We start from the raw sequence: 19,906 nt of genomic DNA on the forward strand, positions 1-19,906 counted from the left end.
GAGGTCCCATGTCCGACAAATTGACGATGAACGAAGAGCGCAAAGGCGCCGATAACCCCGATCTGCTGTACCTGCTGCAGGGCGCCGAAGACTTCAGCCGCTTCGTCTTTCCCGACCGCGAGGCGCTTTTCAAGAGCCTTGCGCATCAGCAGGCGCCGCACACGCTTTTCATCACCTGCGCCGACTCGCGCGTGTCGCCCGAGATGATTACCCAGACGCACCCGGGCGAACTCTTCGTGTGCCGCAATATCGGCAATATCGTGCCGGCTTATGGGGAAATGCTCGGAGGCGTTTCGGCCGTGGTGGAATTCGCGGTGCTGGCGTTGAACGTGCGCCAGATCGTCATCTGCGGCCACTCGGATTGCGGCGCCATGAAGGGCCTCGCGTCCGGTGCGACCATTGCCGATGAAATGCCGACGGTCCACGCGTGGCTGCGCAACGCGGAAGCTGCGCGCAGTGTCGTGATGACGAGGAAACTGGACGAAAACCGTGTCGTGCAGGCGATGGTCGAAGAAAACATCCGCCTTCAGCTCACGCATCTGCGCACGCACCCGGCGGTGGCCGGACGGCTCGCGCTCGGCAAGCTACAAGTGCAGGGCTGGGTCTACGACATCGGACAGGGCGAGGTGTCCGTATTCGATGAGTACGCCGGCGCGTTCGAGTCGATTCCGCAAGCGCGCGACCGACTCCTGCACAGCGGCTCGCGCTGACAGGAGCAGAGGGACCGCAAGGAAAGGCGGCGCGGCGCTCAACGCCGCGCGGCCGTTTCGATGCTTACGCTTACTGCACGCCCTTCTTCGAGGCGAGGTCCTGCGCCATCTTCAGGTGTTGCTCGATGGTAGGCAATGCCTTCTGCGCGGCCTTCTTCAGGTCCGCGTTCTGGCCGCCTTCGGCTTCCTTCCTGAACGCTTCGACCGCTTCCTGGTGGCCCTGGACGCCGACCTTCTGGATATAGGCGGTATCGAACTCCTTGCCCTTCAGCCCCTTGAGCGAGTCGAGCACGGCCGTGTCCGAATTGTCCTTCGGTACGGCGATGCCGTGCGGCGCGGCCATCTTGAGCTGCATGGTCAGCTTCGTGTGATCGACCATCATGTGATGCGCAAAGTTCTTCACGTCCTTGTCTTGCGATTGCTTGGTCGCGAGCTTGCTGGCGTCGATTTCCGTGGAACTGGACTTCGACGCGGCCTGCACGAATTCCTTGTCAGGCGACGGCAACTCGTTGGCCATCGTGGTGCTGGCCGCCTGCGTCTGCGCGAGCGTGACTGCCGGCGCGGCGGCGAATAGCGCCGATGCCAGCGCGGTGAGCAGAACTGCATTGCGTTTCATTGATGCCTCCTTTGGCGGTGATAGCTCCCCTTTGATAGCAATGGCGATGCCAAGCAGCCGATAAACGCCCGCGCAACCGGAATAGGTATTGCTGCCCGTCTCTCATGCTGGCTTGCTACACTTTCTCTTCCCATTCCTTTACCGAGACGCCATGCCTGTCTACGACTACGCGTGCTCCGAGTGCGGCGCATTCGAAGCAGTCCGCCGCATCTCCGAACGCGACGACCCAGCCGCCTGCCCCACGTGCGGCGCGACGGCCGTCCGCGTGACCGTCGGCGCGCCGTCCGTCGGGAGCAGCGGCGGCAGCTCGCAGCCCCAAAACGACGACGTCGGCAGTTACGGCATGCGGCATCGCGGCGGCTGCCTCTGCTGCTGAAACGGTCGTCGCCGATGCCCGCGCCGGCTTCGACGCGCGGCCAGGCATACGCGTTGCATTTCCCTGCGAACGCGCCGCGCGGCGTATGATGAATGCGGCCCCGGCATCACCCCGGCATCCGTCCACTTTGTCTGAAGCGTGACGGTGAGCGTGTATCAAGCCTTTCCACTTTCCCTTTTTTCCCAACGTGTAACTCAAACGAATAACAGGAGGTGATCAGGATGACGATAGAGTTCAGCGGGCGGCGTCATGTGGTAGCGGCAGCGCGTGTCGCATTCGAAGCGTCGGTGGACGGCCGCGAAGTCTGGTGCAGCGTGTCCCTCGACGCGCTCAACGACCACTTCGGTAACAGCGGAACCTCGTCGCACGCCATCTTGAGCGCGTTCGAAGGCGGACGTCTGCAGATCGAAGAAGCGGCGCGCCGGGCGCTGGAGCGCAATGGCGGCCAGTCGGTGGAACTCGAAACCAACGACTTCAAGAAGACGGCCTGAAGCGTTCATATATCGCCGCCGCCGTCGGATCGATTCAATCGACGGCAGCGTCGACGCTACGGCGCGGCCGTCGCTCGTCGCAACGCATCAGCGCGCGAACGGACGCGATCACGTGTCCCTCAGCCGTCACACCGGCCAGGCTTCCGACTCAACCCGTACGCGTCGCGCGGAACAGCGACTGCGTGCTTGACGAGCGCGATCAGCATCAGTTCATGCCGGCCGGCGCAGGATACGCGCAAGCGCGTGCCGATGCGATCTGTCGACGGACGGCAACCCTTCATTCGCGCCGGTGCGCGTGCCCACGAAAAGCGCCTGCGGCGGCCAGGACGACATGAGCGCGACCGCTGCGGCAGCGTCGCAGGCTTCCAAGCCGCGCACGACAAGCATCAGCACAAGACGACCGCCTGCACTCGATTCTCAATGCGCAATTAATAAGCGGCGTGCTTTGGGTCTGCGATTCGGCAGGACCGCCTTGTCCGATTCGTCGATGCATTCATAGCCCTCCGGCGCGGCAATGAGGCACCGCGCCGTTCATCGCTTCAGCGAGGACGAATCTCCCCGCGTCAGCGCGCGATCAGCAGCCCGACGATCAGCCCGCCTATCGCCGCCATCGCGATGGACTTCCACGGGTTGTCGTGAACGAAGTCGTCGGTGCCTTCCGTGACGAGCCGGTAACGTGCCACGGCGACATCCTGCGCCCCCGAGATGACGCGCTGCGCCCGGCGCCCCGCCGACAGGCGCTCGGGACGCAACGGACTGCCCTGCCCTTGGGCCGAGGCCGACGCAGGCTGACCAAGCACGGCGGGGCTATCCCCGCCTTCCAGCACGCTGCCGTGCGCATGATAGGGCGCGGGATAGGGAGCATTGCGCGCGGGCTGTTGCGCGGCGCCGGGCGCGTGCGCCGCCGTTTTGCTCTCGCCGCTCTGCTCCATGCCCGGCCCGAGTGCGGCGTCCATCGCGCGCTCCACGGCCTTGCGCGACACGGCGGGTTCGCCGGTCGATGACGCAGCGTTCCCTTTAGCGTTGGCATTGGCGTTGACGTTCTCCATGGCGCTCTCCTTTCGCGTGGTTGATGGCACTGCGTGATCCGTCCGTCGTCGTGTCAGCAAGAGTCGCACCGACGGCCGACGCACGCCACTCGTCCGTATGGCATAGGCGAAACGCGCAATGCGCTCATGGCATCGCAATTTCTTTCACATACCGGTGAGAATTGCTCGTTTGCCGACGCCCAGCCGCGCGCCTACGATGCTCCTCCATCGGACGAAGCCGTCGGCTCATGCATCTTTCGGTTGCATCTTTCGTTTCACGCCGCAGCGAAGCATCGCGCGTTTGCGCGCCGCTACGATGGCTTCATCCACTCTTTACGCGAAGCCCGTCATGAATCCCGTCGACCTGGCCCAATTGCTCCTCCTCGCCGCGCTATGGGGCGGCTCCTTCCTTTTCATTCGCGTGGGCGTGACCGATCTCGGCGTCGCGCCGCTGATGGCGCTGCGCGTGGGCATCGGCGCTGCGTTTCTGCTCATCGTGTTGATGCTGCGCGGCTCGCCGCGCGAAGCGTTCGCGACCATACGCGAGCGCGCGTGGCCGCTGCTCGTGGTCGGCGTCTTCAACTCCGCCGCGCCGTTCTGTCTCTTCGCCTATGCGGAATTGACGTTGACCGCCGGCGTCACCTCCGTGATCAATGCGACGACGCCGCTGTGGGGCGCGCTCGTCGCCTACCTGTGGCTCGGCGATCGGTTGAGCCGCCTGCGTGTGGCCGGACTGGCCATCGGTTTCGCGGGCGTGATGGCGCTCGTGTGGGATCAGATGTTCGTCCACGACTCGACGACGCCCCCGGTCGCGCCGATGACCACGGCGCTCGCGGCCCTCGCCGCGCTGGCCGCGACGCTCTGCTATGGCATCGCCGCCAGTTACACGAAGCGGTATCTGACAGGCGTCGATTCGCTGACCGTGGCGGCCGGCACGATGAGCGCAGCGACGCTCGTGCTGCTTCCGTTCGCGCTCGTCGCGTGGCCCGCGGGCACGGTGTCGCCGAGCGCGTGGGGCGCGGTGCTCGGCCTCGGCATCGCGTGCACGGGCGTGGCTTACATGGTCTTCTTCCATCTGATCGCGGTCGCCGGCCCGGCGCGGGCGATCACCGTCACGTTCGTGATTCCGATCTTCGGGATTCTGTGGGGCGCGGTCTTTCTGGCCGAGCGCGTGTCGGCGGGCATGGCCGCGGCTTGCGCCGTCGTGCTGGCGGGCACCGCGCTCGCGACGGGCGTCGTCAAGCGCGTGCCGCTCGTGCGCGAACGCCGCGCCGCATGCGCGAAACAGTGAACGGCGCGCGCCGTGCGCCGCCTATCGCCACAAGCGCGTGAGCGGTCCTTCTTCTCCGCCGACAGGATCGCTCTTCGGAAACGGCAAGGCATCCATCGCGCGCCGCTCGTCGTCGGAAAGCGCCTCGCGGCGAATGTCCCACTGCTGGTCCGGCGGATACGCGCCGATCACCTGAAAGCGGCGTCCGCTCGTCAGCAGACAATGGCCGGTGCCGGCGGGCAGGATCAGGGCATCGCCCGCGCGCAGGGCGATCACGCGCCCTTTCGGTCCGCCGATGATCAGTTCGGCTTCGCCTGAGGCCACGCCCAGCGCCTCGTGCGCCGTCGAATGGAAATGGTGATAGTCGAAAACGCTGTCGCGCCATTGCGGCGGCCAGCCGTTCCGCGCGAAAAGCGCTTCGAAGCGGCTGCCGCAATCGCGGTCCTGAGGATCGATCGCGCCGTGCCAGACGAGTACCGGCAGGCGCGCGTTGTTCGGCACCCAGCCGTTCGCCGCGAGCATGAACGACTCGCAGCGGGCGTCGGCCGCCTGCTCGGTTTCGGTGTGCTCGGCCATATGCGTTTCTCCGTGGAATCGAGAGCAGCGCAGCAACGGGTGTTCCTGTCGTTATGCCCGGTTTCAACGCGTCGCCGGCTCCCGGAGATCAGCGACCGTGCCAGTGTCCATATCCGCCTAAGCCAACGCCGACGAATACTCATCGCGTTTGCACGCGTCGCCGGCTCCCGGAGATCAGCGGCCGTGCCAGTGTCCATATCCGCCGAAGCCAACGCCGACGAATACTCATCGCGTTTGCACGCGTCGCCGGCTCCCGGAGATCAGCGGCCGTGCCAGTGTCCATATCCGCCGAAGCCAACGCCCACCGATACCGATGGCGCGTAATACGCCGGCGCATAACCGTAGCCGTACGCGGGCGCATAGCCATAAGCCGGCGCGGGCGCATAAGCATACGGAGGCGCGTAGACGCAGCCGCTCAACGTCGCCGCGAGCGCGAGCGTCGCGGATACGATCGCCAGACGCGGGATACGCCGAGCCGGCGTGTTGTTAATGTGCTTTTTCATGATGTAGGCTCCCCGACGTCCCGGTCTTACCAATGGCGATGCCCATAGCCGCCGTGATGCGCGTACCAGTCGCGACGGTCCCAATAGCGGGAGCCGTCCCAGTAACGGTCGCCGTGCCAGCCGACGACGATAGCCGGCGCGGGCGCGACCATTACAGGCGCGGGCTGATACACGACGGGCGGGGGCGCGGGCTGCTCGACATACACGGGCGGCGGCGGCGCGTACACGGGTTGCGGCGCGACGTACACCGGCGCGGGCGCACCATAAACCGGCGCGAGCGGCACGCCCAGATTGACCCCGATGCTTACTCCCGCGAATGCCGCGTCGCAAACGAGCGCGGCGCATGCGGCGATTCCCAGTCCGATAGTTGTTTTGACCTTCATGTTGTCCTCTGCCTGACGGCCGCAGCACGGCCATGACCGCATGTTAGGCGGGCGCGTCGGCGCTTGCGTTACAACGCCTGTAACAGATGTGAACGTTGAAACGAACGGTCGGTCTGCGCATCGGTGATGTCGCCGCCAGCGGTTGCGCGCCCGGGCGCCCGGTGGGATAGTGCGGGCTTCGTCAAAAAAGGCTGCGAGCGAATGGACCTGTTGCGGAGCATGCGGATTTTTGCGCGCGTGGCGGAAGCGTCGAGCTTCACGGCGGCGGCGCAACAGTTGGACATTACGACGGCGCAAGCATCGCGGGCCATCACCGATCTGGAGACGCACTTGCGCACGCGGCTATTGAATCGCACGACGCGGCGCGTCGCGCTGACGGATGCCGGCAACCGCTATCTCGCGCGATGCAAGGAAGTAATCGAGCTAGTCGATCTGTCTGAAGCCGAAGCCGGCGACGCCCGCGTGCTGCCGAGCGGCCTGCTGCGCATGCATGCGCCGATCACGTTCGGGCATCACTACGTGGTGCCCGCGCTCACGCGCTATCTCGAAGCGCATCCACAGGTTCGCGTGGAGCTGACGCTGTCGCAGAACGTGCCCGACATGCTCGACGAAGGCTACGACGTCTTCGTGCAGGTGACGACATCGGCGCTGCCGGACTCGGCGCTTGTCTCGACGCGCATCTGCTCGATGCCGAGCGTGCTGTGCGCGTCGCCGCGCTATCTGGAGCGGGCGGGCGTGCCGCGCGATATCGACGATCTGTCGAAGCATGCTTGCCTGCAGCTCGTCACCACGTTTTTTCCGGTCGATCGCTGGGCGTTCGAGGGCCCGCGTGGACGCGCCGAGGTGGATCTACCGCCGGGGCGCCTGCGGGTGAACTCGGCGGATGCGCTCGCCTTCGCGGTCGCGGATGGCTTCGGCATTGCGCCGCTGCCTGCGCTCTCGGCGTTGCCGTCTATCAGAAGCGGCGAACTCGTGCGCGTGCTTCCCGAGTGGGAACTGCAAACCATGACGATCTACGCGATGTATGCGTCGCGGCAATATCTCGATGCGAAGATCAAGACGTGGGTGGCGTTTCTGAAGGAATTCGTCGAGGGGACGCTGGCGGAGCAGATGGGGTGAGGGGGCGGGGAGTTGGGGGTGGTGGGCGGGGCTTGCAGGTCGCGCTGAAATGATCTGTGTTTGGCGTTTGGCATTATGCATTCGGCATTCTGCGTGCCTTTGAGGGTTGGCGTTCGCCGCTCCTCTTCGACGAGTTCAATCTCAAAGGAGACGGCCGGCATTACCCCGCCACCGAGCCGATCGGTTAAGGGTGCGCGAAGCTGGGCGTGTGTGCGGCGTTTGCTGGTTGCCCTGCACGAGTTTGGCTTCTCGCGTTGGCGTTTGGCGTTTGGCGTTTGGCGTTTGGCGTTTGGCGTTTGGCGTTTGGCGTTTGGCGTTATGCAGTCTGCATTCCGCATGCCTTTGACTCTTGGCGTTCGCCGCCGCCTGTTCGATCAGTTCACTCCCAAGGGAGACGGCCGGCATTACCGCGGCACCGAGCCTATCCGTTAAGGTGCGCGAAGCGGGGCGTAGTGGGCGGCGTTTGCCAGTTGCCTAAACGAGTCTTGGCTTCTAACTTTTGGCGTTTTGCATTCGGCATTCGGCATTCGGCATTCGGCATTCGGCACTCAGCATTCGGCGTCCCGCGTCCGGCGTCTGCCTTCGATTTTTTCGTTCGCCGCTACCTGCCGCCACATGCCTCGACCCACATCGTCCACCCTCTCCGATCCGCTCACTCCCAACGAAGACGGCCGCCATCAACCCATCACCGGCGACCGCCTCCCCGCCCACGTCACGCCTGCGTCGCCTGCACCGGCACTACCGGAACCACCGGCACCAGCCGCCCTTGCAAAGCCGCCCGAACCGTTCCAGCAATCAGCCCCGCGATCACCACATTCGCCGCGATGAACGAACCCACCGCGATCCATTCCACCGGACCCTGCGCGCCGCGCTCGAGCATGCGGATCGCCATCGTCGGCAACGCGGCCACGCCGAAACTGAACGCCCAGTACGAAGGCGTGAACGCGCGCTGACGGATCCAAGGCACGAGGCGCGTCAAAATCATCGCCTGATAGAGGCCGTAGCCGAGCAACATGTACGCGAAGACATCCGGCACGCCGTGCGTGATCGCGAGATACGACACGCCTCCGACCACCGGCGGCGCGAGCTGGATGCCGAGCGTCGGGCGCAGCGCATCGGCGAGCGATTCGTGCACGGCGGCGCGATGAAGCAGAATCGATTCGATCGCGAGCCACGAGAACACGCCCGCGCCGAAGAACAACGCGCCGAGTTGCGTCCAGCCGAAGGCGGCGGCCGCCGTGCCCGCGACGAAGCTCGGCGCGACTGACGGCAGATACATCGCCGGAGTCGTCAGTTCGGGCTTGCGGCCGCCTTGCCAGAAGCGCCCGTGCAGGAACGCCCCGAGCGCAAGCTGGCTCACGACGCCCACGACGAAGAGCCCGACCGCGAGTTCGCGCGAAACGGCCTGCACTGCTTGCGCGGCGAGCATCGTCGACACCGGGACCAGCGCCGCAAACGACGACTGCACCGGATGCCGCATCTCCGCGATAGCCTCGTCGCGCTGACTCAGCCACTTGCGGCCATAAGCGACGAGAAGCGCAATCCATACGACGAGCGCGCCCGCCGTAAGCAAATCCGGCACGCCGTGCGGAACATGCCACACGCGAGCAGCGGCGCGCCATGCACCGGCCAGCGCGAGCGCGCCCACTGCGATGCCGAAGAACGCCACCGGCATCGGGCCGGGACGAGTAGCCGGTTGAATTTTGTCCATTGCATTCTCCTTGTCGGATGACGGAAGCGCGCGGTTGCGTGCTTCGTCGTTGGAGAAAGCTTAGTGGCGAGCGCCGGCGGCGCGAATGTCGCAACGTCTCGTTCGGCTGCTCGATCGTCTCAGACTCGCGATGCTCCGCGGTTCCGAACTGCGCGTAACATCCACCGCATCATTCACGGGAGGAAACGACACGATGGCATATTGCATCCCACGCACGCTAGTCACCCTGGTTCCGCTCGCGCTTGCCGCCTGCACCGGCCCGGTCGAATTCTCGGCGAACGCGAATCCGCCGCCTGCCAGCGAATCCGTCAACGCCGACTTCAGCGGCATGGACCGCGCGATGGACACCTGCAAAGCCTCGTCGCGCAAAGCGGGCCCGGGCCGGTGCGCGCAGGTTCGGGCTTATGAGGCGTGCATGAAGACGCAGGGTTACATCACCGTGCTAGGTCCGGAGAATCCGCCGAATTGCGGACAACCCGACTGGGAACAGGATGTCCGCCGCTGGCTAAAGTGAATTTGCGTGAAAGCGACGGCAGCGACGACGGCCATATGCCGATGTCCGCGTGGCGAGCTACACGCCCGCCATGCAAATGCCGGGCGGCTCGATGGGCCGAGGACTCGGGCTCAGCGATGCCCGCCGAGGCGTGCCGCGAGCCTCGCCTTCGGCCGGCGAGCGCGCGAGATGGCCGTGAAAGCGCATCGCGTGCTGGGACGCCGGCAGCAGACCGTGCGCCTGCGCGGATACGGCAATGGCTTCGCGCACATGGAGATGCATCACGCAAGCGCTCAGCGTCTCGGCGTCTCGGCGGCTTGCAGCGCGTTGGCCGTGTCGTCGCGTGAACCCGCCGTTCGCATCAAGTACGCCGAGCAACGCGCATGAACACGATATAAAGCAACGCCCCCGCCACCGCGCCGATCATCCAGCCGAGATTGTTCGGCGGCAGCACCTTGAGCAGTTGCGTCGACAGTTCCCAGCCGACCGAGATCACGCCGGAAACGATCAGCGCCGCGAGCCCGACCTTGTTCCAGCCGCCGTCGTAATAGAAGCGCGAGCCGGGCTGCATCGTGTAAAGCTCGGCGGCGTTCACGTGCTGACGCTTCACGAGGTAATAGTCGGCGATCATCACGCCATAGAGCGGCGCGAGCACCGCGCCGAACACCGACACGAAGATCGTGATCGCCTTCGGGCTATCGACGAAGATCCACGGACACACGAGCACGGCGAGCACCGACGCGATCAGTCCGCCCTTCTTGAAGTCCACGTGCTTCGGGAACAGATTGGCGATGTCGTAGGCCGGCGAGACGAAGTTCGCGACGATATTGATACCCATCGTGGCGATCACGAACGTAATGCTGCCGACCGCCACCGCGAGCTTGTTGTCGATGCGCGAGACGATCTCGACCGGGTCCATGATCATCGCGCCGAATACTTTCTCGCTGCCCGCCGTGACGATCACCGTGATGACGGCGAACGCGATGAAGTTGAACGGCAGGCCGAGAAAATTGCCGATCTTCATCTGCCGCTCGCTCTTCGCAAAGCGCGAGAAGTCGCCGAAATTCAGCAGCAGCGCGGCGAAATAGCTCACGACGAGCAGTATGGCGTTGACCATCGCGTGCAATTGCTCGTCGCCCGGCAGCACCTTTCCCGAGAGCGTGAGATTCAGGCTCCCGAGCCCCGCGCGATACAGAATCCATCCCATCAGAAAGAACATCACGACGTACACCGCCGGCCCGCAAAAGTCGATGAACTTGCGGATGATCTCCATGCCGCGCTGGAAGATCACGAGTTGCAGCAGCCACATGAAGAGAAAGCTGACCGAGCCGAGCATGTCGAGCCGCAGAAAGCTCGAATCGCGCAACGCTACGGCCGACGGCACGAAAAGCAGAAGCAGCGTGGCCACTGCCTTCGACGCGAAATACGTCTGCACGCCATACCAGACAATCCCGACGACGCCGCGAATCAGCGCGGCGAGGTTCGCGCCCATCACGCCCATCGAGACGCGCGCCATCACGGGGAACGGAATGCCGTGCACGAGGCTCGGCTTGCCGACCCAGTTCATCAGCACATAGACCACCAGGATGCCGATGGTCATCGCAAGCAGGACCTGCCAGCCGGAGAGCCCGAGCAGAAAGAGGCTCGCCGCGAACGTGTAGCCGCCGACGCTGTGCACGTCCGACATCCACATCGCGAAGATGCTGTAGCCGGTCCATGTGCGCCGCGCTCGCGGCACGGGCGCGAGGTCGTGGTTGTAGAGGCGCTCGTCGGCATCGACGACGTCCACATCGGCGCCCGGACCGAGAGCGGAGCTATTAGCGACGTGCGAAGCTGGCATGATCGTCCCCTCTGTTCAAAGCGTCGAGCCGCATTGAGCAACGTTGGGTCGCGTTGCCTGCAACGCAAACGGCCGACAAATGAAACCGCGATGGAGATGCGAATCGCCAGATCCGAGGGAAAGCGCGCGGGCCCGGCCGCGACGGGCGCGCGCCCGCCGTTACAGAGAGATTAAAGTAAAACCGCGCGCTTGCCGATATGCGAGGCATGAGAAAAAAACGCCTTCCCGCCCGCGATGTGAATCTCGCCTTCGCCGCTGCCGCCGAAGCCCTCGCGCTCATCTGCCGGTTGCGCCGCATCGACGCGGCCGACTTGCCGGCGCAAGACGTCGATGCGCTGCTCGACATCGCGTTCGAAGAAGCCGCGCAGCAAGCCGCCGCACGCCGCACCAAGGTGCATCGCGCGGGATAGACGCAGCTTCGGGCGTGCAAGTTGCTTCGCGGCTTGTCGTCCCGTCGCCCTGAACATGGGGCTCGCCATCGTGCGAGGGCCGCACACGCGCCGCGGAGGTTCCATGTCGAAGATTCTCGGCCCCGTGCTCGGGCCACAGGTCAAAAGCGTCGCGCGCCATCCGCTCGGCTTTCTCACGCGGACCGTGAAGGCATTCCGCGCCAATCAGGGCATGCTGCTCGCCGGCGCGGTGGCGTATTACGCGCTGCTTTCCATCGTGCCGCTCCTGATTCTCATCGTGATCGTGCTGTCGAAGTTCGTCGGTCAGCAGGAGTTGCTGGACACGCTCGCGCATCTGCTGGAGTGGCTCGTGCCAGGACAGGCGCGCGCCATCGTGCGCGAGCTCGCCAATTTTCTGACGCATCGCGCGGTGATCGGCTGGCTGCTCCTCGTCACGATGGTCTTCTTCAGTTCGCTCGCCTTCACCGTGCTCGAAAACGCGATGTCGGTCATCTTCGTGCACCGCGTCGCCATCCGGCGGCGCCACTTTCTCTGGTCCGCGCTGCTGCCGTACTGCTACATCCTGTTTCTCGGCGTGGGCATGCTGATCGTCACGCTGGTGTCGAACGGCCTTCAGGCGATGGGCGATAACAGCGTCACCCTGCTCGGCTTCGAGGTGTCGCTCAAGGGCGCGTCGCGGCTTCTGCTCTATCTGCTCGGCGTGGCGGGCGAAGTGTTCGTGCTGACGTCGATCTATCTCGTGATGCCGGTGGGGCGGCCGTCGTTCAGGCTTGCGCTGCTCGGCAGCATCACCGCCGCCCTGCTCTGGGAGATCACGCGCCACGTGCTCGTCTGGTACTTCGCGACGCTTTCGCAGGTGAGCGTCGTGTACGGGTCGCTGACGACGTCCATCGTCGTGCTCTTCAGCCTCGAAGCGCTCGCTACGCTGTTGCTCTTCGGCGCGCAGGTGATTTCGGAGTTCGAGCGTTTCGGCTTGCCGCAGCCGGACAAGCCGCCCGCCTTTCGCACCGACTGACACGCCGACTGACACCGCGCGATGCCCGCGCGGCACGGTTGGGATACATTGGGCGCGTTGCCATCGCCGGGACTTTCGATGGACGAGCCCTATCCCGATGCGTCGTCGCCGGCGCGCACCGCCACGCTCGCCGCGCTCGCGATGCTCGCGTTCGCCGGCAATTCGCTGCTGTGCCGCCTGGCGCTGAAGGGCACGCGAATCGATGCCGCGACGTTCACGTTCGTGCGCATCGCGTCGGCGGCGCTCGTGCTGTGGCTGATTCTCGCAGCGCGCGGCGGCGATGCGCGGCGCGCCGGAAGCTGGGCGTCGGCCGCGATGCTCACGCTCTACGCCGTCGCCTTCTCCTATGCCTACGTCGCGCTGCCGGCCGGCGCAGGCGCGCTGCTGCTGTTCGGCGCGGTGCAGGCGACGATGATCGGCTACGGTCTCTTTCGCGGCGAACGGCTCACGGCGCGTCAATGGCTAGGTCTCACGCTCGCGCTCGCCGGCCTTGTGTGGCTCGTGCTGCCGGGGCTGGCCGCGCCGCAGCCGTGGTCATCGGCGCTGATGCTCGTGGCGGGCATCGGCTGGGGCGTGTATTCGTTGAGAGGCCGCGGTCTCGCCGATCCGACCGCCGCGACGGCCGGCAATTTTCTGCGCGCCTTCCCTATCGCGACGGTGGTCTTCGCGCTCGCTTACAGGAACGCGACATTCGACGCAGCTGGCTTCGGCTATGCGCTTGCCTCGGGCGCGCTGACGTCGGGGCTCGGATACCTCGTCTGGTACGCGGCGCTGAAACGGCTCGATCCCGCGACCGCCGCGACGGTGCAGCTGAGCGTGCCGGTGCTCGCGGCGGCGGGCGGCGTCGCGCTGCTCGGCGAAGCGCTCAATGTCCGGCTCGTCGTCAGTTCAGTGGCGATTCTCGGCGGTATCGCGCTCGTCATAGTGAATCGCCGAAAACGCTAGAATGTGCGGCCACGCTTGAACGCACCGCTTCCGTCTGTGCGCGAGACAACGAAACGCGGTGTCGCTGATCTGAGGAATGGCGATTGCGGTCGGCTGGCCTGCACGATGCTACGGTAGTATTCGGTATTCAAAACGGTCACGTGCCGTAGCCTCGCGCCCGGTGCCGCCTGTCGCCGGCAGCGCGCGACGCGCATCACCGTGGCTGCTGGCAGTTGGCAGATTTTGCCGGCCTGCGGCAAGCGTTACATCGTCGCAGGCCGAACGGCCGTTCTGCGCGCCCGGATGAGCCGCGCTCAGGACAACGCCGTCGAGATCGGCCGCACGCTTTTTCAGTTTGACCATTCATTTCGAATGACGCGCGCAGCGCAACGGCTCTCAGCCGCTTCGCTTGCGCGCTTCATCCGGCTTCCTGCGGCGACCCGCGCACGAGCACGCGCGCGACCGGTGTCCGCCGCTGATGTACATGTTCTGGAGAGCGCAGCCATGCCTCACCACGCTGAACTACCTGAAGAGCCGTTCGCTGGCGTCGCGACGCCAGCGAACGATCCTTCCGTACCGCTTGCCGCGTCCGAGACCGCGCTCGACTTCGACGACGATCTCGACGCGCCGCGCGCGCCCCTGCGCTTCGGGCGGCTCGCGCTCTGGATGGCGTCGGCCAGCGCGCTCGGCATCGGCGTGCTCGGCACGGTCGCCTACAGCATGTGGTTCAACCACGACCAGCGCGTCTATACCGAAGCAATGGCGAGCGCGCGCCGCACGCTCGGCATCGACCAGCCGGTGATCGCCGCGGGGCCGCCTGCGCAAACGCTGTCGTCGGGTGTCGTGCAGCCGCCGCCCACCGCGAGCCTCGTCGCGGCGCACGCGGACACCACCGCGCTCGCCGATGACCCGCCCGCCGACACCACGAGCCTCGGGCCGGTCGCGGTGGCGCCGATGGCCACGGCCGCGACCGTCGCTGGTGCGTCGCAGGATGCGGCGTCGCCGTCGCGAACGGCGGCCGGTCCCGCGTCGCAGACCGTCGCGGCGAATCGCCCGAGTCGCGGCGCAAGCGGCCAGCCGGTGCGCACGGCGCAAGCGAAAGAGGCTGCCCGGCATCGGGCGTCGCGTGCCAGGGCCGAGCCCGGACTCTTTGCCCGCGTGGGGGCGTTCTTTCATCGAGTGAGCTATCGACGCAATGCCACATCCGGCCAGCGAGAGGAATATTCCCGTCCGTGAGCACGGCGCGACGCATGCGCTCGCGGCACGCGCCGCACGCGCGCTCGACGAGGCCCGCAAGCAGGCCGGGCGGCTGCGCATGCCCGGCCCCGCGCCGATGGCCGCCGCCGCGTTGCTGTGTCTTCTCGTCGGCCTGCTCTTTCTCGCGTATCAGGTGCGCGGGATTTTTTCCGCGCAGCTTCAGCAGGAATACGTCGGGCTCGTGCTTCAGGCCGTCGACCGCGCGGACGCGGCGCGCGCTTCCGCGATCGCGCTGAAGGACGCATCCGCCACCGACCCGCAACATCGCGCCGCATACCGCGAGGCCCGCATCGAGTGGGCCGCGCGGCTCACGAGCCTGCACGCGCTCATCACGTCGAGTCCGACGCCCGCGCCGGCGTTGCCGCCATCCGCGCTATCGGCGGCAGCGGACTTCAACCGGGCGAGCGCCGCGCTCGATTCCGCCGACGCCTACTGGCGCGATCAACGCGATCGCGCGAGCAGCGACGTGCGGGGGCGCATCGTGAGCGCCTCGCACACGTTGATTGCGTTATCGGCGGTCGTGTTCGGCGTGCTCATCACGGCGCTCGGCATGTATGCAAAACGCAATCGGCAGCTTGTCGGCATCTCCAGCGAATTCGAGCATGCGTCGCTGCACGACGCGATGACCGACCTGCCCAATCGCCGCAAGCTCTTCGCTGCGCTGGAGGAATCGGCGGAGGCGCTCGCCGACGGCTCGCAAGCGAAGCGCATCGCCGTGCTGTACATCGACCTCGACGGCTTCAAGCGCGTCAACGACACGCACGGCCACCGCATCGGCGATGAATTCCTGATCGCGGTGTCGCGGCGCTTTCGGCAGACCGTGCGCAACAGCGATATCGTCGCGCGCATCGGCGGCGACGAATTCGCGGTATTGGTCAGGGAGTTTTCGAGCGATCTGGAACTGGCGGCCATTGCGCAACGCATCATCCATTGCGTCGCGGAAACGGACACGCGCATGGGCTTGTCGCTCGTGCGCGCGAGCATCGGCATAGCGAGCTTTCCGGATCGCGTGACCGATTACTGGCGGCTCGTCGCCGCCGCCGACGAAACCATGTACGCCGTCAAGCGCAACGGCAAGAACGGCTACGCGTTCGCGTCGGCGGCCTCATAACTGCGCTTTGCCGCGCGAGTGGCCGCGTCAGGCCGCCGCGCGCAGGTCTTCTTCGCCGCCGAGCGCTTCGGTCAGCGCCGCAAAAAGGCGCGCGAGTTCGCCCGTCATCAGCAGGAAATCCGATTCGAAGCGTTCGTCGTCGTTCGCGGCGGTGGGATCGGCTGCTTCCTTGATGACGTCGAGCGGGCTCACGCGCTTGAGCGTGAGCGACGGCGTGAGCACGAACGACACGCGGTCGTCCCAGGTCATCGCAAGACGCATACACTGCTTGCCCGCTTCGATATGGCGGCGCATGTCCTCCGCCTCCAGCGCGTGACCGACGTAGCGCACGGTCGCGTTGCCCTCGCCCGCCGAACGCAGTTCCGTATCGCGATCGAGCGTGAAGCCCGCGGGCGCGTCGCCCGTCAGCAGCCATTCGGTCATCGCCGACACGGCCGAGCGCGCGACCCGCACGCTCGCGAGCGGCAAGTCCGTGACCGACTTCACCAGCAAGCCGATGATGTCGTCGGCGAGCGTGGCCGATGCCGCGTCGATGGCGAGCCAGCCGTGCACCGGATCGATCCACACGCGCGTATCGCGGCGAATGCTGAACGCGCGCGGCAGCAGTTCATCGGTCACCTGCTCCTTCAGTTCCCGCATCTGCTTGCGGCCCGGCTTGAAGCCCTGCTGCTCTTCGAGTTCCAGCGCGCGTTCCTTCGTGAACTGCGTGACCACCGACGCGGGCAAGAGCTTTTTCTCGGCGCGGTACGTGAGCAGCATCTGGCGATTCACGGTGTAGACGAGCGCATCGTCGCCGCGCGGCGAGACCCAGCCGCGCCGCTCGTTTTCGATGCTCGATGCATCGCTGAATGCAAGCGGCGCGAGCCACTGCTGCATCTGATCGGGCGTGACGGTCCAGTGAACGGGAAGACGGTGAAGCTGAAGATTCTTGAACCACATGGCGGCGCTTTCGATGTTGTTCGGAAAAGCGGGCCATTCTATACGACGCATGCGGCGTGGCGCGAGCCGCCGGCTTCATGCGATTCGATGCGGCGCATCCATCGGCAGAAACGGGACTACACTGAGGGCGCCCGGTCGCACGCGTGCATCGGGCGAGGAGGCTGGAATGATCGATCTAGACGCGAGCCGCACGTTCCGCGGGCTACCCCTCACGCCCGAGCAGGACGCCGAAGTCAGGCACTACATCAAGAAGAAAAAGCAGCGCGGCGAGCCGTGGAAGACGCCCGAATTGCGCGCGATGCTGCGCGACATGCTGGAGCCGCCCAACGAAGAAAGCGCGATGGATGAAGTCGCGGACGATGACGCGCGCGCGGTGGCCGAACGGGCTTCGGCTTTCATCGACGATGTCATGGACCCGATCGAAAGCAGCGAGGAATGGCACGCGGCAATGGAAGCCGAAGCGATGAAAGGCCCGCGGCGTTGATAGAACCAGCGCCGTTTGCGTCCGCACGCTCGTTCAGTGCCTGCGATGCGTCCAGTCTCGCGGCGGATGCGTGTCCAGCCAGCGCGCTTTTGGCGGATGAATGTTCGGATGCTTGTGATGCATGACGAGAATCACGATGGCGCATAGCACCACGACGACTCCCACCATCAAGCTGATCATCGGCTCGGTCATCGCAACCTCCTTCGGGCTCGAGGGGCAACGCTTTCATTGTAGGTGCTTGCGCCGCCGCGGAACACGCGAATCTCACGCGCCGATGCACACCGCGCCCGCCGCGATCACGCAACACGCCAGCAGGCGCTGCGCCGTCAATTGCTCGCCGAGAAAGATGCGCCCGATCAGCGCCGCGAACACGACGCTCGTCTCGCGCAGAGCGGAGACCGCGCCCATCGCGCCGAACTGCATCGCCCAGATGACGATGCCGTATGCGGCCACCGATACGAGCCCACCCGCCACGTTTTGCGCCACGACGGCGGCGGGCGCGCGCAACGCATGCCGCCCTCGCAGCGCGATGAAAAGCGGCAGCATCAGCAAATAGAACGCGAACATCCACGCCGTGTACGAGAGCGCGTGGCCCGAAGCCCGCACGCCGATGCCGTCGATCACGGTGTACACGGCGATGGTCGCGCCCGTGACGAACGCGGCCAACGCGCCCTTTCCCGACACATTGCCGCGCTGCAACGCCAGCCACACGATGCCCGCCGATACCAGCACGATGCCCGCCACGGGGAGCGCGCCCGGATGCTCGCGCGCGAAGAATGCCGCGCCGAGTGCGACGAGCATCGGCGAGGAGCCGCGCGCGATGGGATACGTCGCGCCGAGGTCCCCACCCTGATAGGCGCGTACGAGCGCCATGTTGTAGCCGATATGCACGAGCCCCGACGCCACGATGCACGGCCACGCGCCGCTCGCGGGCAGCGGCAGAAACGGAATCGCCACGACGGACACGATGCCGATGCAGACGCTCATCCACGTCATGGAGAGGAAGCGGTCCGCGTTGCCGTGCAGCATCGCGTTCCAGGTCGCGTGTAAAAGTGCGGCGAAGAGCACGCAGCCGCCTACGTAGCTGAACATCCGTCGAACCGTCCTCTTTGAGAAGTCCCCAGTCTAAGGCAGACGGGATCGCGGCGCGACAGCTTTGTATTGCGCAATCCCTTATATGCGAGCCGCCGCACGCGCTCAAACCATGTCCTATAGTGCAGATGACCGCATGAGGGAGACACGACATGGCGACATGGAAACCCGACCCGAGCTTCTACCCTTCCCCGCGTCTTGCCGCGAAGGCGCCCCGCGAAACGCTCGCTTACGTCGCGACGTTCGATCCCGAGCGCAAGAGTCCGGACAAGCTCGCCGTCGTCGATGTGGACCCGGACTCATCGAGCTATGCGCAGATCGTCGGCGAACTGGCGATGCCCGACGCGGGCGACGAACTGCATCACTTCGGCTGGAACGCATGCTCTTCGTGTCTGTGCCCGAACGCGCCGCATCCGCATATGGAGCGGCGCTATCTCGTCGTGCCGGGACTGCGTTCGTCGCGGATTCATATCGTCGATACGAAGCCTGACCCGAAGAATCCGGTCATCGTGAAGACCATCGAGCCTGAAGAACTCGCCGAGAAAACGGGCTATACGCGTCCGCACACGGTTCATTGCGGACCGGGCGGCATCTATGTCACCGCGCTCGGCAACGCCGAAGGCAAGGCGCCTGGCGGCGTGCTCATGCTCGATCAACAGAGCTTCGATCCGCTGGGCCGCTGGGAAGTGGATCGCGGACCGCAGCAACTGGCCTACGACGGCTGGTGGCATCTCGGCTACGACACGATGGTCACGAGCGAATGGGGCACGCCGGACACCTTCGAAGAGGGACTCGTGCCCGAACTGCTGCTCGGCGCGAAATACGGGCGCAAGCTGCATTTCTGGGACTTCACGAAGCGAAAGCATGTTCAGGAGATCGACTTCGGCGACGAGTATCAACTCGTCTTCGAACTGCGGCCCGCCCACGATCCGACCAAGGCGTATGGCTTCGTCAATTGCGTCATCAGCCTGAAGGACCTCTCTTCGTCGATCTGGACGTGGTATCGCGACAAGGACACATGGGCCGTGAAGAAAGTGATCGACATTCCGGCCGAGCCCGCCGATGCGTCGGTGCTACCCCCGCTCTTGCAGGGCTTCGGCGCGGTGCCGCCGCTCGTGTCGGACATCGACCTTTCGATGGATGACCGCTTTCTCTACGTGTCATGCTGGGGCACGGGCGACATGCTGCAATACGATGTCTCCGATCCCTTCGCGCCGAGACTCACGGGCAAGGTCCGCATCGGCGGCGTGGTCGCGCGCGCGACGCATGCGGACGCGAAGAACGGTTCGCTCAACGGCGGCCCGCAGATGGTCGAAGTCAGCCGCGACGGACGACGCGTGTACTTCACCAACTCGCTCTACGGCGCGGTCGATGCGCAGTTCTACCCCCAAGGCATCGACGGATGGATGGTCAAGCTCGACGCGGGTCCGGACGGCGGCCTTTCCATCGACGAGAAGTTCTTCATCGACTGGCCCAAGGGACATCGCCCGCATCAGATCCGGCTGCAAGGCGGTGATTGTTCTTCGGACTCCTATTGTTATCCGTGATGCTCACGTCG

At 65.5% G+C, this 19,906-nt stretch carries 24 protein-coding genes and 1 pseudogene; 13 read left to right on the plus strand and 12 right to left on the minus strand.

The features are described 5' to 3' along the window. The first annotated feature begins 8 nt into the window (after positions 1-8). Positions 9-710 (plus strand): carbonic anhydrase, encoded by a 702-nt coding sequence (locus LDZ26_RS06570; RefSeq protein ID WP_244848696.1) that lies wholly within the window; start codon positions 9-11, stop codon positions 708-710. 70 nt (positions 711-780) lie between these two features. On the opposite strand, the gene LDZ26_RS06575 is transcribed toward LDZ26_RS06570, so the two are convergent. After that, on the minus strand, positions 781-1,326 hold the full coding sequence (locus tag LDZ26_RS06575; protein WP_244848698.1) for a DUF4142 domain-containing protein: 546 nt from the start codon (positions 1,324-1,326) through the stop codon (positions 781-783). Between the two features lie 151 nt (positions 1,327-1,477). On the opposite strand from LDZ26_RS06575, the gene LDZ26_RS06580 reads away from it, so the two are divergent. Together LDZ26_RS06580 and LDZ26_RS06585 are read left to right on the plus strand one after the other, a co-directional pair. Beyond that, positions 1,478-1,702 (plus strand): zinc ribbon domain-containing protein, encoded by a 225-nt coding sequence (locus LDZ26_RS06580; RefSeq protein ID WP_244848700.1) that lies wholly within the window; start codon positions 1,478-1,480, stop codon positions 1,700-1,702. Positions 1,703-1,923: 221 nt separating this feature from the next. After that, a complete protein-coding gene (locus LDZ26_RS06585; protein ID WP_175940343.1) occupies positions 1,924-2,193 on the plus strand; it encodes a DUF1488 domain-containing protein in 270 nt (89 codons plus the stop codon). 563 nt (positions 2,194-2,756) lie between these two features. Here the strand turns inward: LDZ26_RS06585 and LDZ26_RS06590 are convergent. Beyond that, on the minus strand, positions 2,757-3,242 hold the full coding sequence (locus LDZ26_RS06590) for a YqjD family protein (RefSeq protein WP_244848702.1): 486 nt from the start codon (positions 3,240-3,242) through the stop codon (positions 2,757-2,759). Between the two features lie 328 nt (positions 3,243-3,570). On the opposite strand from LDZ26_RS06590, the gene LDZ26_RS06595 reads away from it, so the two are divergent. Further along, entirely contained in the window at positions 3,571-4,512 is a 942-nt protein-coding gene (locus tag LDZ26_RS06595) for a DMT family transporter (protein WP_244848704.1), read from the plus strand. Between the two features lie 21 nt (positions 4,513-4,533). On the opposite strand, the gene LDZ26_RS06600 is transcribed toward LDZ26_RS06595, so the two are convergent. The 3 genes from LDZ26_RS06600 to LDZ26_RS06610 form a co-directional block, all read right to left on the minus strand. Beyond that, on the minus strand, positions 4,534-5,067 hold the full coding sequence (locus LDZ26_RS06600; protein ID WP_244848706.1) for a cupin domain-containing protein: 534 nt from the start codon (positions 5,065-5,067) through the stop codon (positions 4,534-4,536). A gap of 260 nt (positions 5,068-5,327) precedes the next feature. Then, complete coding sequence (locus tag LDZ26_RS06605; RefSeq protein WP_244848708.1) at positions 5,328-5,570, minus strand: hypothetical protein; 243 nt, start codon at positions 5,568-5,570, stop codon at positions 5,328-5,330. Positions 5,571-5,596: 26 nt separating this feature from the next. Next, positions 5,597-5,953 (minus strand): hypothetical protein, encoded by a 357-nt coding sequence (locus LDZ26_RS06610; protein ID WP_244848710.1) that lies wholly within the window; start codon positions 5,951-5,953, stop codon positions 5,597-5,599. 201 nt (positions 5,954-6,154) lie between these two features. On the opposite strand from LDZ26_RS06610, the gene LDZ26_RS06615 reads away from it, so the two are divergent. Continuing rightward, positions 6,155-7,072 (plus strand): LysR family transcriptional regulator, encoded by a 918-nt coding sequence (locus tag LDZ26_RS06615; RefSeq protein WP_244848726.1) that lies wholly within the window; start codon positions 6,155-6,157, stop codon positions 7,070-7,072. A 712-nt stretch (positions 7,073-7,784) separates the two neighbouring features. Here LDZ26_RS06615 and tehA read toward each other — a convergent pair. Beyond that, positions 7,785-8,783 carry a dicarboxylate transporter/tellurite-resistance protein TehA gene (gene tehA, locus LDZ26_RS06620; protein ID WP_244848734.1) on the minus strand — a complete coding sequence of 333 codons (999 nt, stop codon included), beginning with the start codon at positions 8,781-8,783 and terminating at the stop codon, positions 7,785-7,787. Between the two features lie 85 nt (positions 8,784-8,868). Between tehA and LDZ26_RS06625 the strand changes: the two genes are divergently transcribed. After that, complete coding sequence (locus tag LDZ26_RS06625; RefSeq protein ID WP_244848736.1) at positions 8,869-9,297, plus strand: hypothetical protein; 429 nt, start codon at positions 8,869-8,871, stop codon at positions 9,295-9,297. A gap of 113 nt (positions 9,298-9,410) precedes the next feature. Here LDZ26_RS06625 and LDZ26_RS25650 read toward each other — a convergent pair. Both LDZ26_RS25650 and LDZ26_RS06635 read right to left on the minus strand, forming a co-directional pair. Further along, positions 9,411-9,612 (minus strand): annotated as a pseudogene (locus LDZ26_RS25650) (class II aldolase/adducin family protein); the annotation flags it as partial. Positions 9,613-9,637: 25 nt separating this feature from the next. Beyond that, complete coding sequence (locus tag LDZ26_RS06635; protein ID WP_244848738.1) at positions 9,638-11,116, minus strand: NCS1 family nucleobase:cation symporter-1; 1,479 nt, start codon at positions 11,114-11,116, stop codon at positions 9,638-9,640. Positions 11,117-11,322: 206 nt separating this feature from the next. Between LDZ26_RS06635 and LDZ26_RS06640 the strand changes: the two genes are divergently transcribed. The 3 genes from LDZ26_RS06640 to LDZ26_RS06650 all read left to right on the plus strand — a co-directional run bounded on the left by LDZ26_RS06640 (position 11,323) and on the right by LDZ26_RS06650 (position 13,486). Then, positions 11,323-11,526 carry a hypothetical protein gene (locus LDZ26_RS06640; RefSeq protein WP_244848746.1) on the plus strand — a complete coding sequence of 68 codons (204 nt, stop codon included), beginning with the start codon at positions 11,323-11,325 and terminating at the stop codon, positions 11,524-11,526. A 103-nt stretch (positions 11,527-11,629) separates the two neighbouring features. Continuing rightward, positions 11,630-12,541, plus strand: a complete 912-nt coding sequence (locus LDZ26_RS06645; protein WP_244848760.1) for a YihY/virulence factor BrkB family protein — start codon at positions 11,630-11,632, stop codon at positions 12,539-12,541. Between the two features lie 78 nt (positions 12,542-12,619). Next, a complete protein-coding gene (locus LDZ26_RS06650) occupies positions 12,620-13,486 on the plus strand; it encodes a DMT family transporter (protein ID WP_244848762.1) in 867 nt (288 codons plus the stop codon). A gap of 108 nt (positions 13,487-13,594) precedes the next feature. Here LDZ26_RS06650 and LDZ26_RS06655 read toward each other — a convergent pair whose 3' ends face one another. Next, complete coding sequence (locus tag LDZ26_RS06655) at positions 13,595-13,828, minus strand: hypothetical protein (protein ID WP_244848764.1); 234 nt, start codon at positions 13,826-13,828, stop codon at positions 13,595-13,597. A 141-nt stretch (positions 13,829-13,969) separates the two neighbouring features. Here LDZ26_RS06655 and LDZ26_RS06660 point away from each other — a divergent pair, with 141 nt between their 5' ends. Together LDZ26_RS06660 and LDZ26_RS06665 are read left to right on the plus strand one after the other, a co-directional pair. Next, positions 13,970-14,701 (plus strand): hypothetical protein, encoded by a 732-nt coding sequence (locus LDZ26_RS06660; RefSeq protein WP_244848766.1) that lies wholly within the window; start codon positions 13,970-13,972, stop codon positions 14,699-14,701. A gap of 73 nt (positions 14,702-14,774) precedes the next feature. Further along, positions 14,775-15,833, plus strand: a complete 1,059-nt coding sequence (locus tag LDZ26_RS06665) for a diguanylate cyclase domain-containing protein (protein WP_370650670.1) — start codon at positions 14,775-14,777, stop codon at positions 15,831-15,833. A gap of 27 nt (positions 15,834-15,860) precedes the next feature. Here the strand turns inward: LDZ26_RS06665 and LDZ26_RS06670 are convergent, their stop codons facing one another. Beyond that, a complete protein-coding gene (locus LDZ26_RS06670; RefSeq protein ID WP_244848768.1) occupies positions 15,861-16,772 on the minus strand; it encodes a recombination-associated protein RdgC in 912 nt (303 codons plus the stop codon). A gap of 166 nt (positions 16,773-16,938) precedes the next feature. Here LDZ26_RS06670 and LDZ26_RS06675 point away from each other — a divergent pair, with 166 nt between their 5' ends. Next, the gene (locus LDZ26_RS06675; RefSeq protein ID WP_244848770.1) at positions 16,939-17,256 is read left to right on the plus strand and encodes a hypothetical protein; all 318 of its coding nucleotides are present in this window, start codon (positions 16,939-16,941) and stop codon (positions 17,254-17,256) included. A 33-nt stretch (positions 17,257-17,289) separates the two neighbouring features. On the opposite strand, the gene LDZ26_RS06680 is transcribed toward LDZ26_RS06675, so the two are convergent. Both LDZ26_RS06680 and LDZ26_RS06685 read right to left on the minus strand, forming a co-directional pair. Further along, a complete protein-coding gene (locus LDZ26_RS06680) occupies positions 17,290-17,448 on the minus strand; it encodes a hypothetical protein (RefSeq protein ID WP_175940360.1) in 159 nt (52 codons plus the stop codon). A gap of 72 nt (positions 17,449-17,520) precedes the next feature. Next, positions 17,521-18,348: a DMT family transporter gene (locus tag LDZ26_RS06685; RefSeq protein WP_244848779.1), complete on the minus strand. Its 828-nt coding sequence runs from the start codon at positions 18,346-18,348 to the stop codon at positions 17,521-17,523. Between the two features lie 152 nt (positions 18,349-18,500). Here LDZ26_RS06685 and LDZ26_RS06690 point away from each other — a divergent pair, with 152 nt between their 5' ends. Next, on the plus strand, positions 18,501-19,895 hold the full coding sequence (locus tag LDZ26_RS06690) for a selenium-binding family protein (RefSeq protein WP_244848785.1): 1,395 nt from the start codon (positions 18,501-18,503) through the stop codon (positions 19,893-19,895). Positions 19,896-19,906 lie beyond the last annotated feature (11 nt).

It is taken from the genome of Caballeronia sp. SL2Y3 (assembly GCF_022879575.1).
Lineage (GTDB): Bacteria > Pseudomonadota > Gammaproteobacteria > Burkholderiales > Burkholderiaceae > Caballeronia.

Coding starts and splice junctions, on each gene's coding strand:
- LDZ26_RS06610 (WP_244848710.1), bottom strand. CDS start 5,953: ATGAAGGTCAAAACAACTATCGGACTGGGAATCGCCGCATGCGCCGCG.
- LDZ26_RS06580 (WP_244848700.1), top strand. CDS start 1,478: ATGCCTGTCTACGACTACGCGTGCTCCGAGTGCGGCGCATTCGAAGCA.
- tehA (WP_244848734.1), bottom strand. CDS start 8,783: ATGGACAAAATTCAACCGGCTACTCGTCCCGGCCCGATGCCGGTGGCG.
- LDZ26_RS06615 (WP_244848726.1), top strand. CDS start 6,155: ATGGACCTGTTGCGGAGCATGCGGATTTTTGCGCGCGTGGCGGAAGCG.
- LDZ26_RS06585 (WP_175940343.1), top strand. CDS start 1,924: ATGACGATAGAGTTCAGCGGGCGGCGTCATGTGGTAGCGGCAGCGCGT.
- LDZ26_RS06685 (WP_244848779.1), bottom strand. CDS start 18,348: ATGTTCAGCTACGTAGGCGGCTGCGTGCTCTTCGCCGCACTTTTACAC.
- LDZ26_RS06670 (WP_244848768.1), bottom strand. CDS start 16,772: ATGTGGTTCAAGAATCTTCAGCTTCACCGTCTTCCCGTTCACTGGACC.
- LDZ26_RS06640 (WP_244848746.1), top strand. CDS start 11,323: ATGAGAAAAAAACGCCTTCCCGCCCGCGATGTGAATCTCGCCTTCGCC.
- LDZ26_RS06655 (WP_244848764.1), bottom strand. CDS start 13,828: ATGGTCAAACTGAAAAAGCGTGCGGCCGATCTCGACGGCGTTGTCCTG.
- LDZ26_RS06575 (WP_244848698.1), bottom strand. CDS start 1,326: ATGAAACGCAATGCAGTTCTGCTCACCGCGCTGGCATCGGCGCTATTC.
- LDZ26_RS06570 (WP_244848696.1), top strand. CDS start 9: ATGTCCGACAAATTGACGATGAACGAAGAGCGCAAAGGCGCCGATAAC.
- LDZ26_RS06605 (WP_244848708.1), bottom strand. CDS start 5,570: ATGAAAAAGCACATTAACAACACGCCGGCTCGGCGTATCCCGCGTCTG.
- LDZ26_RS06660 (WP_244848766.1), top strand. CDS start 13,970: ATGCCTCACCACGCTGAACTACCTGAAGAGCCGTTCGCTGGCGTCGCG.
- LDZ26_RS06650 (WP_244848762.1), top strand. CDS start 12,620: ATGGACGAGCCCTATCCCGATGCGTCGTCGCCGGCGCGCACCGCCACG.
- LDZ26_RS06590 (WP_244848702.1), bottom strand. CDS start 3,242: ATGGAGAACGTCAACGCCAATGCCAACGCTAAAGGGAACGCTGCGTCA.
- LDZ26_RS06690 (WP_244848785.1), top strand. CDS start 18,501: ATGGCGACATGGAAACCCGACCCGAGCTTCTACCCTTCCCCGCGTCTT.
- LDZ26_RS06595 (WP_244848704.1), top strand. CDS start 3,571: ATGAATCCCGTCGACCTGGCCCAATTGCTCCTCCTCGCCGCGCTATGG.
- LDZ26_RS06675 (WP_244848770.1), top strand. CDS start 16,939: ATGATCGATCTAGACGCGAGCCGCACGTTCCGCGGGCTACCCCTCACG.
- LDZ26_RS06600 (WP_244848706.1), bottom strand. CDS start 5,067: ATGGCCGAGCACACCGAAACCGAGCAGGCGGCCGACGCCCGCTGCGAG.
- LDZ26_RS06625 (WP_244848736.1), top strand. CDS start 8,869: ATGTCGCAACGTCTCGTTCGGCTGCTCGATCGTCTCAGACTCGCGATG.
- LDZ26_RS06680 (WP_175940360.1), bottom strand. CDS start 17,448: ATGACCGAGCCGATGATCAGCTTGATGGTGGGAGTCGTCGTGGTGCTA.
- LDZ26_RS06635 (WP_244848738.1), bottom strand. CDS start 11,116: ATGCCAGCTTCGCACGTCGCTAATAGCTCCGCTCTCGGTCCGGGCGCC.
- LDZ26_RS06645 (WP_244848760.1), top strand. CDS start 11,630: ATGTCGAAGATTCTCGGCCCCGTGCTCGGGCCACAGGTCAAAAGCGTC.